The sequence below is a fragment of the Streptomyces sp. NPDC048002 genome (assembly GCF_040653275.1).
In the GTDB taxonomy this organism is placed as follows: Bacteria; Actinomycetota; Actinomycetes; order Streptomycetales; family Streptomycetaceae; genus Streptomyces.
The window spans coordinates 223,071-238,731 of record NZ_JBEZNL010000003.1 but is presented as its reverse complement, the minus strand read 5'-3'; the positions used below and the strand labels follow the sequence as shown (position 1 = coordinate 238,731).

Sequence of the window (15,661 nt, the reverse complement as noted above, 5' to 3'; positions counted from 1 at the left end):
GGGACTACTTGATGCGGGTGCCCGTGGAACGCAGGTTGCCGCAGGCCTCCAGGACCCGCGCGGCCATGCCGGCCTCGGCCAGCTTGCCCCAGGTGCGCGGGTCGTAGGTCTTCTTGTTGCCGACCTCGCCGTCGACCTTCAGGACGCCGTCGTAGTTCTGGAACATGTGGGCGGCGACCGGACGCGTGAAGGCGTACTGGGTGTCGGTGTCGAGGTTCATCTTCACGACGCCGTTCTCCAGCGCGGTGGCGATCTCCTCCGCGGTGGAGCCGGAGCCGCCGTGGAAGACGAAGTCGAACGGGCTGGATTTGCCGTACTTCTCGCCGACGCCCTGCTGGAGGTCCTTGAGCAGCTCGGGGCGGAGCACGACGTTGCCCGGCTTGTACACGCCGTGCACGTTGCCGAAGGAGGCGGCCAGCAGGTAGCGGCCCTTCTCGCCCAGGCCGAGGGCCTCGGCGGTGCGCAGCGCGTCGTCGACGGTGGTGTACAGCTCGTCGTTGATCTCGTGGGTGACGCCGTCCTCCTCGCCGCCGGTCGGGGTGATCTCGACCTCAAGGATGATCTTCGCGGCGGCGGCGCGGGGCAGCAGCTCCTGCGCGATGGCCAGGTTGTCGGCGAGGGTCTCGGCGGAGCCGTCCCACATGTGCGACTGGAACAGCGGGTTGCCGCCGGCCTTGACCCGCTCCTCGGACACGGCGATCAGCGGGCGCACGTAGGCGTCCAGCTTGTCCTTGGGACAGTGGTCGGTGTGCAGCGCGATGTTCACGTCGTACTTGGCGGCGACGATGTGCGCGAACTCGGCCAGGGCGACGGCGCCGGTGACCATGTCCTTGCTGTGCTGGCCGCCGAGGAACTCCGCACCACCGGTGGAGATCTGGACGATGCCGTCGCTCTCGGCCTCAGCGAAACCGCGCAGCGCGGCGTGCAGGGTCTGGGAGGAGGTCACGTTGATGGCCGGGTAGGCGAACTTGCCTGCCTTCGCCCGGTCGAGCATCTCGTTGTAGACCTCGGGGGTTGCGATGGGCATCTGTCCGCTCCTTGTGATGTGCGGGTGGCGTTCTGCGTGCTTACGGCCCTGACCTAGACCTGGGAGGCGACATCGTCGTCGTCGGGCCACATCCTTCCAGACGAACCGGGATGCTCCGAGAGCTGTCTCAGCCCCCGGCCGCGGCCCGAACTCAGTCCAGTCCGAGCTCGTCCTTGGAGAAGGCGAAGCGGTACGGCACACCGGCGCCCGCTTCGATCTTCTCCGCGGCGCCGGTAGCCCGGTCGACGATGGTCGCGACGGCCACGACCTCGGCACCGGCCTCGCGCACGGCCTCGACGGCGGCCAGCGGGGAACCGCCGGTGGTGGAGGTGTCCTCGACGACCAGGACCCGGCGGCCCGCGATGTCCGGGCCCTCCACGCGGCGCTGGAGGCCGTGCGCCTTGGCGGCCTTGCGGACGACGAAGGCGTCCACCCGGCGGCCGCGCGCGGCGGCGGCGTGCAGCATCGCCGCGGCGACCGGGTCGGCGCCCATGGTCAGCCCGCCGACCGCGTCGAACTCCAGGTCCTCGGTGAGGTCCAGGAGCACCTGACCGACCAGCGGGGCCGCCTCGCCGTCGAGCGTGATGCGGCGCAGGTCGACGTAGTAGTCGGCCTCAAGCCCCGAGGAGAGGGTCACCTTGCCGTGCACCACGGCCTTGTCCTTGATCTGCTGCAGCAGCGCGCCGCGAACGTCCGTCATGCCGAACAGCTTAGAGGCGGGTCCAGCTCCAGGTGGTCGTGGCCTCCAGCGGCTGAAGCGGGGTGACCAGGCGCGGATGGCTGTTCAGACCGTTCGGCGGGCCGGTCTGCGGCTCCACGCAGACGGCCTCCTCCTGCTCGTCGTAGACGACGACCCACTCCTCCGGGCTGGTCACCTTCAGGGCGAGGTGTCCCGGCCAGGTGAGGGTGACGTCCACCCCGCCGGGCATGCCGAAGCAGTCGTCCCAGGGGCCGGGCTTCGGGTCCACGCGGTTGCCGGTGGGCAGGTGGTCGGCGCCGCGCTCCTCCTGCCAGGCGGCGGTGAAGTCGAGCGTGACGTCCGTGCCGCCGAGGGTGCGGTGGAACCAGGGGTGCCAGCCGATCTGCGCCGGGAAGGAGTCCTGGTAGGTCTCCACCGACATGGTGAGCGTCAGCGAGTCCTCGGTGAGGGCCACGACCTGCGTGACCCGCGCCGGGTGCGGCCAGGGGTCCACCAGGTCGTACGTGATGACGGCCTCGCCCGTGTCGGCGCGGGCGGTGCGCCAGGCGCCGTCCCGGGCCGTGCCGTGGATCGCGTGCGGCGGGGCGTTCAGCGGCATCTGCCGGACGACGGCGCCGTCCAGGAAGCGGCCGTCCCTGATCCGCCCGCACCAGGGGACCATCGGGAAGCAGCCGAAGCGCTCGCCCTGGCGCAGGAGTTCGGTCCCGCCCACCCGCAGTCCGCCGATCCGGCCGCCGTTGCCCGGTTGTACGGTCACCTCCGCGTCGCCCGCGGTCAGCGTGATGTCTTCGTTACTCACGGGACGACCCTACTGGGGCGATCAAGAGGGCCGTGGCCTCAGCGGCGCTTCCTGAGCACCCGGCCGACGACGATCGCGGACGCCACGGCGAGGGCGGCGGGGGCCGCCCAGCGCAGGGCGGAGGCGGACGGGGCGGGCTGGGGGGCGGGGACGGGGGCGTAGCGGCCGCGGGGCGGGGCGTGGTCGACCTCCTCCGCGCTGCGGCCGATCATGGTGCGGCGGGCGTGCGCGGCTTCCGGGGCGGCGTCCTGCGTCGCGGGGGCGGGGGGTTCGGCCTCGGCTTCGCCTTCGGCCGGTTCCTCGTTCCCACCCGGACCACCCGTGCGGGATCCGTCGTCGGGCGCGGGTGGCCCCTGTGGGGCGGGATCGCCGTCGGCGGCTGCCGGTTCCGGTTCCTCTGCGGGTTCCGGTTCCTCTGCGGGTTCCGGATCCTCGGCGGGTTCCGGATCCTCGGCGGGTTCCGGATCCTGTGCGGGCTCCGGTTCCTCTGCGGGCTCCGTCGTCGCCAGGTTCTCCGTGAAGCGGGTCAGCAGGCGCTTCATCGCCGACTCGGTCTGGTCCGGCGGGAGTTGGGCGATGCGGCCGTCCGCGGTCGCGGTGCCCTCGGCGGTGAGCGTCGCGCCGTCCTCGGCCTCGTCCACCCGGAGCGTCAGGGCCAGCTTCACCGCGCCGGTACCCCTGGCCTCGGTCGCGTCGCCCTCCACGGCGTACGAGCCGTCCGGGCGCTCCACCACGCTCAGGGCGCCCCGGTAGGTGATCGTGTGGCCGCCCACCCGCACCTTCAGCCGGCCGCTCACCGGCGTCTCGGCCCCCGCGTCCTGCTGGAGCCCGGGAAGCGCCCGGGCCACCCGCGCGGGGTCGCGGAGCGCCTCCCTCAGACGAGCCGCGGCAACCGGAACGAACACCTCAAGCTCCATGTCTGCCGAGCCTACCCAGCAGACCCTCCCCCGCACCCCCCGTCGGCGTAATCCCCCGGCACGTCGGGGTGCCGGGACGGTCCGGCGGGGTCAGTAGCGGGGGTGCACCAAGGTGGACGGTGGTAGGCCCCGGACCCGGGAGTCCTGGGCCGCGCGGGCGTCCTCGCGCAGGCGGGCGTCGGTCAGTGTGCGCAGGTCCGGGCCCCGCGGGGGCAGGGCGAGCGCGGGCGGCGCGCCCTTGGCGGCCAGGACGAAGCCCCAGTCGTGCGGCGCGTCCGCCCGGCCCGAGGAACGGTCCGGGCCCGCCGCGAATCCCGGGGCCCGGCCCGCCACGCAGTACGGCGCCGTGCGCAGGCCGGCCGCCCGCAGCGTCGCCTCGACCGTCCAGAAGACCCGCGGTCGGGACACCACCGGACCCGCGTGCACCACCAGCCGCCCGCCGTCCGTCAGCGCCCGCGCGGCCAGGCCGTAGAACTCCTGCGAGTAGAGCTTGGTGCTCGCGGTGATGCCCGGGTCGGGGAGGTCGGAGACGACCACGTCGTAGCGGTCCGGCGGGGGTTCGCGCAGTTGGCGGAAGGCGTCCTCGGTGATGACGCGGACCCGCGGGTCGTCGAGGACGCGGCCGTTGAGGCGGGCCAGCGCGGGGTCCTCGCGGGCCAGCCGGATCACCTCCGCGTCCAGCTCCACCACGTCCACCCGCCGTACGCCCGGGTGGCGCAGCACCTCGCGGGCCGCGAGTCCGTCGCCGCCGCCGAGGATCAGCACCCGCGCGTGCGGGCCGTTCATCGCGGGGTGGACGAGGGCCTCGTGGTAGCGGTGCTCGTCGCGTCCGCTGACCCGCAGGCGGCCGTCGAGGAAGAGGTCGACCGGGCGGCCGTGGGTGCCGCCGGTGAGGACGACCTCCTGCACGTCGGTCTGGAGCGCCACCCGTACGTCGGCGCCGTACACAGCCCGCCGGGCGGCCCGCTCGAAGTCCTCGACGTGCAGGGCGGCCGCGGCGAGGACGCCGAGGACCGTGAGGTTGGCGGCGAGCAGCAGCAGGCAGGTGCGCCGGGTCAGATCGCGGCGGAACAGACCGAGCACGAGCGCGCCGCCCGCCAGCGCGTTCACCGCGCCGGTGATCAGCGAGCCGGTCAACTGGCCGAGCAGCGGCAGCAGAAGGAAGGGGAAGGCGAGCCCGCCGACGAGCGCTCCGACGTAGTCGGCGGCGAACAGATCGGCGACCGCGCCGCCCGCGTCCTGCCGCCGGATCCGCTGGATCAGCTCCATCAGCAGCGGAACCTCGGCCCCGATCAGCAGACCGATGGCGAGGGAGAACGCCACCAGCAGGACCCGGGGCCCCTCGCTCCACGGTCCGCCCCAGTCGCCGGTCCAGGCGAACACCGCGTACAGCGCGGGCGCGCTGCATCCGCCGACCAGGGCGAGGACGGTCTCGATGGCGCCGAATCCGGCGGCGGCGTGCCAGCGCAGACGTTTGGCGACCAGAGAGCCGAGGCCCATCGCGAAGACCATGACGGACAGCACCACGGACGCCTGGGTGACCGAGTCGCCGATCAAGTAGGAGGCGAGGGCGACCAGTTCGAGTTCGTACACGAGTCCGCAGGCGGCGCAGACGAAGACGCAGGCGAGAACGAGGAACCGTCCCGTCGCCGGCCGGACGGGCAGCCGTGCCGGACCGTCCCGGGGCGGCGGGACGCCCGGTGGGGCGGGCGGGTGCGGTTCGATCACGCTGCGACGTTACGTTACGCGAGAGTCACGCTTTGTCACCCACACGTGTGGAACTGGGCCGCTGGGGCGTGTTCCAGGTTTCCTGGACGCCCGACGGGCTCAGCGCGCCCGCCGGAACCCGGATGCCGGCCCTGGTCCGGGTCGCCACCAACTGGCCGTCCTGCGGGTAGGCGTGCCAGGTCCGCCAGTGCACCTGGCCCTCGTGCCGGTGCGCGAGCATCGCGGTGAAGGCGTGCGGGCTGCCGGGGAAGACACCGGCCAGCCCGTTGGGGTGGTCGGCGACGAGCGCCAGCAACTCCTGCGCGCGGCCCGCGAACTGGCCCGGGGCGAGCACCTCGACGCGGGCGGCGAACTCGTACTCCCAGTCGCCGATCCGCTTGGCGACACCGAGCGGGAGGGGGGTGCTGCTGCCGGGGATGCAGGCCACCGTCTCCGAACAACTGCCCCGCTCCTCCTCCAGGAGCACCTGGTGGGACGCGCCGAGGAGCCGCAACTGGAGCTTCGCCCCGGACAGTTCGAGGTCGAGCGCGGCCAGCGCGGGAAGCGGTTCGCGCCCCAGGGCCCAGGCGAGATCGGCCGCGCGCGTGTCGGTGTAGGAGGTGTTCAGGGTCGTGAGCATGGATCGGCTCCGCAAGCGCACAAAGAAGAGGGGGAGGGAGGTACGGGTCCGGCGCGACGCCGGCCGACACCGGGAGATCGACCCGGTCGACCCGGCCGGCGAGGGAGTGGGGATGGCCGTGGGACGCCCGAGGGCCCGCGTTGGTGATTTAGAGGGAATCATGAACAGTGGCGCCGCCACAGCGTTTTTACCCAAGTTCGTGGGGTTTCCATCCCTCAGAGGGCCCCACAGCTCAACTGTTCAACCAACGCCGTGCGCCGTGTCGGCCGGTGCGCGCGCCGGAGCGCACGCGCGGGTGTACCGATGCGCACACACGAACGGGGCCCACCCCCCGTGGGTGGGCCCCGCCGTCCGGACGCGGTACGGGTACGAGCTCAGCTGCCCCGTGTCAGCTGCCTCCCCCGCATCCGCCTCCGCCGCCACCTCCGCAGGACGATCCGCCCCCGCAGGAGCTCGACGAGGAACCGCACGACGATCCCCCGGAGTCCCCGCCCCCGACCCACCAGCTGCCGGAGCCGCCGTCGGTCGAGGAGGACGTCGAGGTCGCGGAGGACGAGTACGAGGCACGACCGCGCCGCCGGCCGCGCGAGGGCCGCACCCCCACCCTTCGTCCGCCGCGCACGCCGGCCAGCACGAGCAGACCGAGGAAAAGAACCAGCAGGATGATGCCAATGGTCATGACAACACCCTCCTTCCGTTGCCGGGCAGCTCCCCCGAAGCGGCCCCCCGTGGGCGCCTCGCCAGCTGCGTGCACGGGAAATGCCCTCCCCGATCGGGACCCAAAGCAGAGTTGAGGAACTCCAGAGCTTCGGCGCAGGATGACCGGCATGACCTCTAGCGCGCGTCCCCTCCTCAACCGCAGCCTCGCCGAGTTCGGAACGACGATCTTCGCCGAGATGTCGGCGCTGGCCCTGCGGACCGGAGCCATCAACCTGGGCCAGGGATTCCCCGACACGGACGGGCCCGAGGAGATCCGGGAGGCGGCGGTGCGCGCGCTGCGCGACGGACGCGGCAACCAGTACCCGCCGGGTCCTGGCGTGCCCGAGCTGCGGCAGGCGGTGGCCGCGCACCAGCTGCGCCACTACGGGCTGACCTACGACCCGGACACCGAGGTGCTGGTGACCGCGGGCGCCACGGAGGCGATCGCGGCGACGCTGCTGGCCCTGCTGGAGCCGGGCGACGAGGTGGTGGCCCTGGAGCCGTACTACGACTCCTACGCGGCCTGCATCGCGATGGCCGGCGCCCGCCGGGTCCCGGTCACCCTGCGCCCGTCCCAGGGACGCTTCACCCTGGACCTCGACGAACTGCGCGCCGCGGTCACCGACCGCACCCGGCTGCTGCTGATCAACACCCCGCACAACCCGACCGGCACCGTCCTGACCCGCGAGGAGCTGACCGCGGTCGCCGAGCTGGCGGTGGAACGGGACCTCCTGGTCGTCACGGACGAGGTGTACGAGCACCTGGTCTTCGACGGCGTCGAACATCTGCCGCCGGCCACGTTCCCGGGGATGCGGGAGCGGACGGTCACCATCGGCTCGGCGGGCAAGACGTACTCGTTCACCGGCTGGAAGGTCGGCTGGGTTACCGGAACCGCAGAACTGGTGACCGCCGTCCGTTCCGCCAAGCAATACCTGACGTACGTCGCCTCCGGGCCCTTCCAGTACGCCGTCGCCGAGGCACTGGCGCTGCCCGACGCATACTTCGAGGGGTTCCGCGCGGACATGCAGGCCAAGCGGGACCTGCTCAGCGCCGGCCTCACCGACGCCGGCCTCACCGTCTTCCGGCCGACCGGCACCTACTTCGTCACCACCGACATCCGCCCCCTCGGCGAGACCGACGGCTTCGCCTTCTGCCGCGCCCTCCCGGAACGCGCGGGCGTCGTCGCCATCCCGAACGCCGTCTTCTACGACCACCGCGACGCGGGCGCCCCCTTCGTCCGCTTCGCCTTCTGCAAGCGCACCGAGGTGCTCCAGGAGGCGGCCCAGCGCCTCAAGCGCCTCGCGGGCTGACGCGCCCGCGTACGGCAAGAGCCCGCGTACGGCTAGAGCCCGCACACGGCAAGAGCCCGCCCCGGGCGCGCGGCCTGGGTGGCCGGTGCCCCGGTCGGGCTCTCGGGCGGGGTGGAGTGCCGGTTACTCCTCGTCGCCCTCGGGCTTCTCGGCGTCGTTGATCTCCTGCTCCAGGCCGAGCTGCTCCACGAGCCACTTGTCGAACTCGATCGCGGCCCGCACCCAGCTGACCGTGGAGGAGACGAAGTGCTCCAGGCTCACCCCGGTGCCGATCAGCATCTGCGCCTCACCGATGAGGCGGACGGTGCCGTCGTCGTGGGTGTGGGTGTAGAGCTTGGGCCACAGGGTGCGCCGGTTCCAGTCGTCGATGGACTCCAGGAGCTGCGGCTTCTCGTCGATCTTGTGCGGACGGTCGTAGAAGGTCCGCACGGAGAAGACCTGCTGGTCTCCCTCTCCGCGGAACATGAAGTACGTGCGGAACTGCTCCCACGGCGCGACGAGGTCTCCCTCTTCGTCGACGAGGTGCTTCAGCTCCATCTGGTCGAGGAGCTGCTTTACGAGGTCCTGATCCGGGACGACGGGGCCCGCCGGTCCTTGGGGCTGCGGCTCGGGCTGGCCCCCGAAGTTCGGAATCGAGGACGGGTCGATGCTCACCGTGTTTTTCCCTTCGTACGGATTCCGCCATCCTCCCCCATGCGGGGAGGGGGGTGGCAAGCCCCGGCCGGGCCTGTCAGCCGTCGGCTGACTTGATCCGGCCGGACGGCGGGGCGCGCACCCCTGCGACGCCGACGGCCCGCCCCGCGCGGCAGCGGGACGGGCCGTCGTACGGAACGCGGGGCTACAGGGTCTTACCGGTCGCGGAGCCGACGATCAGGCCGTCCCCGAAGACGTCGACCCGGACCGTGTCGCCGTCCTTGACCTCGCCGGAGAGGATCTCCTTGGCCAGCCGGTCGCCGATGGCCGTCTGGACCAGCCGGCGCAGCGGCCGGGCGCCGTAGGCCGGATCGTTGCCCTCGTCGGCCAGCCAGGCCAGGGCGGCGTCGGTGACCTCCAGGGTGAGGCGCCGCTCGGCGAGCCGCTTGGCCAGCCGGTCGATCTGGAGGCGGGCGATTCGGCTCAGCTCGTCCTTGGACAGCGCCGAGAAGACCACCAGGTCGTCGAGCCGGTTGAGGAACTCCGGCTTGAAGGCGGTGCGGACCACCTCCAGGACCCGCTCCTTCTTCTCCGCCTCGGTGGTGACCGGGTCGACCAGGTACTGGCTGCCCAGGTTCGAGGTCAGCACCAGGATCGTGTTGCGGAAGTCGACCGTGCGGCCCTGGCCGTCGGTGAGCCGTCCGTCGTCCAGCACCTGGAGCAGGACGTCGAAGACCTCCGGGTGCGCCTTCTCCACCTCGTCCAGCAGCACCACGGAGTACGGCCGCCTGCGCACCGCCTCGGTGAGCTGGCCGCCCTCCTCGTAGCCGACGTAGCCGGGGGGCGCGCCCACCAGGCGGGCCACGCTGTGCTTCTCGCCGTACTCCGACATGTCGATGCGGATCATGGCTCGCTCGTCGTCGAAGAGGAAGTCGGCGAGCGCCTTGGCCAGCTCCGTCTTGCCCACGCCGGTCGGGCCGAGGAAGAGGAAGGAGCCGGTGGGCCGGTCGGGGTCGGCGATGCCCGCGCGGGTGCGCCGCACCGCGTCCGAGACCGCCTGCACCGCCTCGGCCTGGCCGATCAGCCGGCGCCCCAGCTCGTCCTCCATGCGCAGCAGCTTCTGCGTCTCGCCCTCCAGCAGACGTCCGGCGGGGATACCGGTCCAGGCGGCGACGGTGTCGGCGATGTCGTCGGAGCCGACCTCCTCCTTGACCATGGTGTCCACGGCGGCCTCCTCCTCGGCGCGGGAGGCTTCCTCCAGATCCCGCTCCATGCCCGGGATCTCGCCGTACAGCAGCTTGCTCGCGGTGTCGAAGTCGCCGTCGCGCTGGGCCCGTTCGGCCTGGCCGCGCAGTTCGTCGAGCTTCTCCTTCAGCTCGCCGACCCGGTTGAGGGACTGCTTCTCCTTCTCCCAGCGGGCGTTGAGGCCCCGCAGCTCCTCCTCCTTGTCGGCGAGGTCGCGGCGCAGCCGCTCCAGGCGCTCCCGGGAGGCCGCGTCGGTCTCCCTGCTGAGCGCCAGCTCCTCCATCTTCAACCGGTCGACGGAACGCTGGAGTTCGTCGATCTCGACGGGCGAGGAGTCGATCTCCATGCGGAGCCGGGAGGCCGCCTCGTCGACCAGGTCGATGGCCTTGTCGGGGAGGAAGCGGGAGGTGATGTACCGGTCGGAGAGGGTGGCGGCGGCGACCAGCGCGCTGTCCGCGATCTGCACCTTGTGGTGGGCCTCGTAGCGGCCCTTGAGTCCGCGCAGGATCGCGATGGTGTCCTCGACCGTCGGCTCGGCCACCAGCACCTGCTGGAAGCGCCGCTCCAGGGCGGGGTCCTTCTCGATCCGCTCGCGGTACTCGTCGAGGGTGGTGGCGCCGACCATGCGCAGCTCACCGCGGGCCAGCATGGGCTTGAGCATGTTGCCCGCGTCCATCGAGGAGTCCCCGCCGGCGCCCGCGCCGACGACGGTGTGCAGCTCGTCGATGAAGGTGATGATCTGCCCGTCGGAGTCCTTGATCTCCGCGAGGACCGTCTTCAGCCGCTCCTCGAACTCACCGCGGTACTTGGCCCCGGCGACCATCGCGCCGAGGTCCAGCGCCACCAGCCGCTTGTCCTTCAGCGACTCGGGCACGTCCCCCTTCACGATCCGCTGGGCGAGCCCCTCGACGACGGCGGTCTTGCCGACGCCGGGCTCCCCGATCAGGACCGGGTTGTTCTTCGTACGGCGGGACAGCACCTGGACGACCCGGCGGATCTCCTGGTCCCGGCCGATGACCGGGTCGAGCTTGCCCTCGCGTGCGGCGGCCGTGAAGTCGGTGCCGAACTTCTCCAGGGCCTTGTACTGGCCCTCCGGGTCGGCTGTGGTCACCCGGCGTCCTCCCCTTGCCTCGCGGAACGCCTCCAGCAGCTTCTTCGCGGTGGCGCCCTGCTGGGAGAGTACGTCGCCGGCCTGGCCGCCCTTCGCCGCGATGCCGATCAGCAGGTGCTCGGTGGAGAGGTACTCGTCGCCGAGCTCCCGGGCCTTCGCCTGCGCCTCGGCGATCACCGCGAGGAGTTCCCGGCTGGGCTGCGGCGGCGCGACCGTGGACCCGGTCACGCTGGGCAGCGCGGCCAGCACCTTCTCGGCGCCCGCGCGGACGGCGGCCTGATCGGCCTCGACGCCCGTCAGCAGGTCGGTGATGTTCTCGTTCTCGCGCCCCTGGAGCAGGGCCAGCAGCAGGTGCGCGGGGGTGAGGTCCGGGTGGCCCTCGGTCACGGCCCGGTTGCTCGCCGCGTTGATGGCGTCCCGGCTCCGGTTGGTCAGCTCTGCGTCCACTGGTGCGTTCTCCTCCTGTCGGCAGCCCTCATCCACGCTGACTCAAGCAACGTACACAAAGTTGAGTCTATTCCACTCAAGTAGGTGCTGTGGCGGTTCCGGGGGCTAAGTTCCGGCGTCATGAGCTACTCCGTGGACCCCGGCGCCCCCGACGAGCCCTTTCTCGCCTTCTGGCGGGAACGGCATGTGTGCACCCTCACCACCCCGCGCCCGGACGGCAGCCCGCACGTGGTGCCGGTGGGCGTGACCTACGACCCCGAGGCGCGGCTGGCGCGGGTGATCACGAACGGGGGGAGCCGGAAGGTGCGCAACATCCTGGCCGCCGGGCCGGAGGGCGCCCGGGTCGCGGTGTGCCAGATGGCCGGGAAGCGCTGGGCGACGCTGGAGGGGGTGGCGCGGGTGCGCACCGAACCGGAGCGGGTCGCCGAGGCGGTGCGGCGGTACGCCGAGCGCTACGAGCGGCAGCCGGCGCCGAACCCCGCGCGCGTGGTGATCGAGATCGAACTGACCCGGGCCATGGGGCGCGGCTGAACCGCCGAGGCGGAACCGGCACGGCGCGACAGGCACGGTGAACCGGCACGACCGAACCTGCGCGACTGATGGTTTTCGGCCAGCGGGCGGGCCGGCGGATACCCGGAGATATCCGGGAAAACTGCAGCGGCGTCACCGTGTTCAGGTCACGGTGACGCCGCTGCGGGGGGAAGCGCCTGAGCGATCTGTTACGACGGGGGAATCGCGTCAGGCACTGCGGGGGGTGGCTGAGATGGTCGGGGGTACCTGGACCTCCGGGTCCACCAGCTGCTGGTGGTCGCGCTGGTCCAGGTTCACAAAGATCATTCCGTATCGGATGGCGCATCGCACCGGCTGCGGCGCCCCCCGGGGCCGTCGCAGGCACCGGTAGGCCCGCACGTCCTCGTCCTCGTCCCGGGTGACGACGACCGGTTCTCCGAAGACAGTCACCATGAGCGAGTCACCAGGGTGGGGGATGGCGGTGACCAGATCGATGAAGTGCCAGCCGGAGCGATAGGCGGTGGCCATTTCGCGACGGAAGGAGCGGTCGTCAGGTGGGGTCGTCACGTCAACTCCACGCGCTGTCATTCGTCTTGGCAGGAGTTTCGCCCCCAGCCGGGGTAACGGCCGGACTCGACCAGGCGCTGTCGTCCGCACTGCTCACACTCGGGAGGCCACTCAGCGATCCGAAGGCCACAACGGCGGAGAAGGCGGCGACAAGCACCGAGCGAAGCATTCTCTTACGCATAGTCGGCTTCGTCCTCACTTGAAGGTCCCCTCTTCCCCCGTCGAGTAAGACGATGGCTCATTCGGGCACGTCATGGCCACACGATCGGTGCATCATGTTCCTGCATGTTCAGGGTCCTGGGGGGTGGAGATAGAGTAATGAATCGGACTAAAACGACACATCCCCACGCTGTGACGGAGTTGTGCGAGGAAGGCGGTCGCCTTTACGCGAACGCGCTGCGCACGGGACGTATCGCCCGCTCCGACGTGGAATCGGCCCCCTGTCTGATGGAGTTCGCCCTGCTCCATCCCGATCCCGACGACGCGAGCTGGCTGCGTCCGGTTCCGCCCGCGGTCGCCCTGGCCCAGCGGCTCAACCCCATAGAACGCGAGATCACCGAGCACCGGCGGCTCTCGATCGAGCTGGCCAACGCATTCGAGCCGTTCATGACCCTCAGCGCGCAGGGCGCGGCGTCCACGCACTCGATCACCGTATTGGAGGGCCTGGACCGCATCAATGCCGCGCTCGACCTGGCCATCAGCCAGTGCCGCAACGAGATGCTCACCGTCCAGCCCAGCCACCGGCACCCCGAACGCCAGCTCGTCCAGGCGCTGGACCGGGACAAGCTGCTGATCGAGCGCGGGGTGCGGATCCGCACCCTCTACCAGCACACCGCCCGCTACAGCCCCGAACGGCTCGCCTGGGTGGACCACTTCGCCGACGGCAAGGCCGAGTACCGCACCATCGACGAACTGGTGGAGCGGCTCGTCATCTGCGACGAGGCGGTCGCCTTCATCCCCATCCGGGACGACCGCCAGGTCGCCCTGGAACTGCGCCACCCCGGGCTGGTCGGCTACCTCACCAAGGTCTTCGAGTTCATGTGGAACCGCGCGGTCCCGCTGAGCGCCGGCGCCCCCTACGAGACCGACCCGGACGGCATCACCGACATCCAGCACTCCATCGCCAAACTGCTGGTGGAGGGCCATGTCGACGAGGCCATCGCCCGCCGCCTCGGCATGAACGTCCGCACCTGCCGCGCCCACATCGCCAAGCTGGCCAACGCCCTGGGCAGCGGCAGCCGGGCCCAGCTGGGCTATCTCATCGCGCAGTCCGGGATCCTGGACCGCGAGCAGTGACCGGCGCCCTCCACCCCGAGCACGGCCTGGACGAGCTGTGCGCGCCCGGCGCACGCCTGTACGAGCACGCCCTGCGGCACGGCCCGATAGGCGCTCAGGAGGCCGCGGAGGCCCCTTGCCTGGTCGATTCCGGACTGCTCCGGCCGACTGTCGAGGACATCAGCCTGCTGGAACCGGTCGCCCCGGCCACCGCCCTGCACCGGCTGCTGCGCTCCTCCGCCGAACGCGTCGCCGAGGAGCGCCGGCGCGAACTGCGGCTGGCCGAGACCTTCGAGGCGTGGCTGCGCCTGGACGGCGGCCCCGGGACCGCCACCGGGCAGCCCCAGATCGCGGTCGTCAGCGGCAAGCGGCGCATCAACGACGTCCTCACCGAGTCCATGGCCGAGGCCGAGCGCGAGGTCCTCAGCATCCAGCCCGCCGTCAGCTACGGGTCCACGGCCCACCCCGCCACCCACCTCACCGCCATGGCCCGCGACCAGGACCTCCTCGACCGCGGCGGCCGCATCCGCACCCTGTACCCGCACACCCTGCGCCACTCCCCCCAGGTCATGGCCCGGTACGAGGACCTGGACGGCGACGTGGAGGCGCGCACCCTGGACGAGGTCACCGACCGGCTGATCTGCGTCGACCGCACGGTCGCCTTCATCCCCGCCAACCCCGAGCGCACCCACGCCCTGGAGGTCCGCCACCCCGCGCTGATCTCCTACCTGGTCACCACCTTCGACCGGCTGTGGCACCTGGCCACGCCGATGTACCCCGAGGCCGTCCAGCAGCCCACGCTCAACGGCATCACCCCGCGCCAGCGCGCCATCGCGCGGCTGCTCGTCGAGGGCCACACCGACACCGTCATCGCCGACCGGCTGGGCATGAACGTCCGGACCGCCCGCGTCCACATCGCCAAGCTGGCGGCGACGCTGGGCAGCGAGAGCCGGGCCCAGCTCGGCTATCTCATCGGACGGTCGGGGATCCTCGGCCGGGAACCTCGGGACGACCGGGAACCTCGGGAAGGCTGAGCGGGCCGAGGCCCCCCGTGCGGGGCGGTCCGTCCAGGCCGGCCTGAGCGATCCGCACGCCCAGCTGGGCGCGGCTGGCGGCGCCGAGGGTCTCGGAGAGCCGGGCGATGTGGGACCGGCAGGTGCGGACGCTGATGCCGAGCCGTTCGGCGATCACGGCGTCCTGGTGCCCCTCGGCGAGCAGGGCGGCGATGGAGCGCTCCCGGTAGGAGATGCCCTCGATGCCGGTCTCGGGCAGCGGCGCGGTGAGCGGAATGGCCAGGCGCCACAGCCGCTCGAAGACCGTGACCAGGTACTGCACCAGGGCGGGGTGCCGCAGTTCCAGGGCGAGGGTGCGGTCGGCGTTGGCGGGGATGAAGGCCACCGTGCGGTCGAAGAGGATCAGCCGGTCGATGACCTCCTCCAGGGTCCGCGCCTGGACCGCGTCGCCCATCAGCTCCAGGTAGTTGAGCAGCCCCTGCCCGTGCCGGGCGACATGGGTGTAGAGGTCGCGCATACGGACCCCGCGGCCCTGGAGGGCCATCGCCCGGTGCAGGCCCTCGGTCAGCTCGTGCTCGGGGCGGATGCCGCCCGGCTGCACGGTGAGCACCTCCGTGGTGCAGGCGGCGGTCGCCTGGTCCATGGCGGCCTGGATCCGGGAGAGGCCGTCCAGGACGCGGATCGCGGAGCCCTCGGCGGAGGCGTTGCGCGGCTGCGGGCCGAGGCCCGCGTACCACTCGAAGGCCGCGACCGCCGAGCCCATCCGGCGCTGGCTCGCGCTGACCTCGTCGTAGACCCCGCGCAGCAGGCGGGTCATGACCTCCTGCGGGGAGGTCGGCACCAGCCACGCCATGTCGTCCGGATCCGGGTGCAGCAGGGCCAGTTCCAGCAGGCAGGGCACCGCCTCCGCGTCCGCCCGGGGCACCCGACCGCGCCGTACGGCCCGGGAATACACCCGATCCCCGGCCTCGCACAGTCGGTCAGCACCGTGTGGATGCCCGGCCATCGCCCATCCCACCCCCGCATCCCGCGTCTTCCGCAGCGCAAACTATGCGCGGCCG

General features: G+C 71.8%; 14 protein-coding genes. 4 read left to right on the top strand and 10 right to left on the bottom strand.

Annotation, left to right across the window (positions count from 1 at the left end):
- Nucleotides 1–4: 4 nt before the first annotated feature.
- The 6 genes from fbaA to AB0E07_RS06840 all read right to left on the bottom strand — a co-directional run bounded on the left by fbaA (nucleotide 5) and on the right by AB0E07_RS06840 (nucleotide 5,790).
- Nucleotides 5–1,027, bottom strand: coding sequence for a class II fructose-bisphosphate aldolase (fbaA, locus tag AB0E07_RS06865; RefSeq protein ID WP_351925746.1), 1,023 nt, complete (start codon nucleotides 1,025–1,027; stop codon nucleotides 5–7).
- 151 nt (nucleotides 1,028–1,178) lie between these two features.
- On the bottom strand, nucleotides 1,179–1,727 hold the full coding sequence (gene pyrE / locus AB0E07_RS06860) for an orotate phosphoribosyltransferase (RefSeq protein WP_362247242.1): 549 nt from the start codon (nucleotides 1,725–1,727) through the stop codon (nucleotides 1,179–1,181).
- A gap of 10 nt (nucleotides 1,728–1,737) precedes the next feature.
- Complete coding sequence (locus AB0E07_RS06855) at nucleotides 1,738–2,526, bottom strand: aldose 1-epimerase (RefSeq protein ID WP_362247240.1); 789 nt, start codon at nucleotides 2,524–2,526, stop codon at nucleotides 1,738–1,740.
- Between the two features lie 38 nt (nucleotides 2,527–2,564).
- Nucleotides 2,565–3,443, bottom strand: coding sequence for an SRPBCC domain-containing protein (locus AB0E07_RS06850; RefSeq protein WP_362247238.1), 879 nt, complete (start codon nucleotides 3,441–3,443; stop codon nucleotides 2,565–2,567).
- 90 nt (nucleotides 3,444–3,533) lie between these two features.
- Complete coding sequence (locus AB0E07_RS06845) at nucleotides 3,534–5,171, bottom strand: polyamine aminopropyltransferase (protein ID WP_362247236.1); 1,638 nt, start codon at nucleotides 5,169–5,171, stop codon at nucleotides 3,534–3,536.
- A gap of 25 nt (nucleotides 5,172–5,196) precedes the next feature.
- Complete coding sequence (locus AB0E07_RS06840) at nucleotides 5,197–5,790, bottom strand: DUF2617 family protein (RefSeq protein ID WP_362247234.1); 594 nt, start codon at nucleotides 5,788–5,790, stop codon at nucleotides 5,197–5,199.
- 818 nt (nucleotides 5,791–6,608) lie between these two features.
- Between AB0E07_RS06840 and AB0E07_RS06835 the strand changes: the two genes are divergently transcribed.
- Complete coding sequence (locus AB0E07_RS06835) at nucleotides 6,609–7,799, top strand: pyridoxal phosphate-dependent aminotransferase (RefSeq protein WP_362247232.1); 1,191 nt, start codon at nucleotides 6,609–6,611, stop codon at nucleotides 7,797–7,799.
- A gap of 123 nt (nucleotides 7,800–7,922) precedes the next feature.
- On the opposite strand, the gene AB0E07_RS06830 is transcribed toward AB0E07_RS06835, so the two are convergent.
- Both AB0E07_RS06830 and clpB read right to left on the bottom strand, forming a co-directional pair.
- The gene (locus AB0E07_RS06830) at nucleotides 7,923–8,453 is read right to left on the bottom strand and encodes a YbjN domain-containing protein (RefSeq protein WP_362247230.1); all 531 of its coding nucleotides are present in this window, start codon (nucleotides 8,451–8,453) and stop codon (nucleotides 7,923–7,925) included.
- A gap of 184 nt (nucleotides 8,454–8,637) precedes the next feature.
- On the bottom strand, nucleotides 8,638–11,235 hold the full coding sequence (gene clpB / locus AB0E07_RS06825; RefSeq protein WP_362247228.1) for an ATP-dependent chaperone ClpB: 2,598 nt from the start codon (nucleotides 11,233–11,235) through the stop codon (nucleotides 8,638–8,640).
- Between the two features lie 120 nt (nucleotides 11,236–11,355).
- Here clpB and AB0E07_RS06820 point away from each other — a divergent pair, with 120 nt between their 5' ends.
- Complete coding sequence (locus tag AB0E07_RS06820) at nucleotides 11,356–11,766, top strand: TIGR03618 family F420-dependent PPOX class oxidoreductase (protein ID WP_362247226.1); 411 nt, start codon at nucleotides 11,356–11,358, stop codon at nucleotides 11,764–11,766.
- Nucleotides 11,767–11,973: 207 nt separating this feature from the next.
- Here AB0E07_RS06820 and AB0E07_RS06815 read toward each other — a convergent pair whose 3' ends face one another.
- A complete protein-coding gene (locus AB0E07_RS06815) occupies nucleotides 11,974–12,312 on the bottom strand; it encodes a hypothetical protein (protein WP_362247224.1) in 339 nt (112 codons plus the stop codon).
- 318 nt (nucleotides 12,313–12,630) lie between these two features.
- On the opposite strand from AB0E07_RS06815, the gene AB0E07_RS06810 reads away from it, so the two are divergent.
- Nucleotides 12,631–13,608: a helix-turn-helix transcriptional regulator gene (locus tag AB0E07_RS06810; RefSeq protein WP_362247222.1), complete on the top strand. Its 978-nt coding sequence runs from the start codon at nucleotides 12,631–12,633 to the stop codon at nucleotides 13,606–13,608.
- Nucleotides 13,605–14,621, top strand: a complete 1,017-nt coding sequence (locus AB0E07_RS06805; RefSeq protein ID WP_362247220.1) for a helix-turn-helix transcriptional regulator — start codon at nucleotides 13,605–13,607, stop codon at nucleotides 14,619–14,621. The genes AB0E07_RS06810 and AB0E07_RS06805 overlap by 4 nt, the downstream gene beginning before the upstream one ends.
- Here AB0E07_RS06805 and AB0E07_RS06800 read toward each other — a convergent pair.
- Entirely contained in the window at nucleotides 14,557–15,606 is a 1,050-nt protein-coding gene (locus AB0E07_RS06800) for a helix-turn-helix transcriptional regulator (RefSeq protein WP_362247218.1), read from the bottom strand. The two genes, AB0E07_RS06805 and AB0E07_RS06800, sit on opposite strands and share 65 nt — an antisense overlap.
- Nucleotides 15,607–15,661: the final 55 nt, after the last annotated feature.

Excerpts from the sequence above, each read along its gene's own strand:
- AB0E07_RS06840 (WP_362247234.1), bottom strand. The coding sequence starts at position 5,790 with ATGCTCACGACCCTGAACACCTCCTACACCGACACGCGCGCGGCCGAT.
- fbaA (WP_351925746.1), bottom strand. The coding sequence starts at position 1,027 with ATGCCCATCGCAACCCCCGAGGTCTACAACGAGATGCTCGACCGGGCG.
- AB0E07_RS06820 (WP_362247226.1), top strand. The coding sequence starts at position 11,356 with ATGAGCTACTCCGTGGACCCCGGCGCCCCCGACGAGCCCTTTCTCGCC.
- AB0E07_RS06810 (WP_362247222.1), top strand. The coding sequence starts at position 12,631 with ATGAATCGGACTAAAACGACACATCCCCACGCTGTGACGGAGTTGTGC.
- pyrE (WP_362247242.1), bottom strand. The coding sequence starts at position 1,727 with ATGACGGACGTTCGCGGCGCGCTGCTGCAGCAGATCAAGGACAAGGCC.
- AB0E07_RS06850 (WP_362247238.1), bottom strand. The coding sequence starts at position 3,443 with ATGGAGCTTGAGGTGTTCGTTCCGGTTGCCGCGGCTCGTCTGAGGGAG.
- AB0E07_RS06835 (WP_362247232.1), top strand. The coding sequence starts at position 6,609 with ATGACCGGCATGACCTCTAGCGCGCGTCCCCTCCTCAACCGCAGCCTC.
- AB0E07_RS06800 (WP_362247218.1), bottom strand. The coding sequence starts at position 15,606 with ATGGCCGGGCATCCACACGGTGCTGACCGACTGTGCGAGGCCGGGGAT.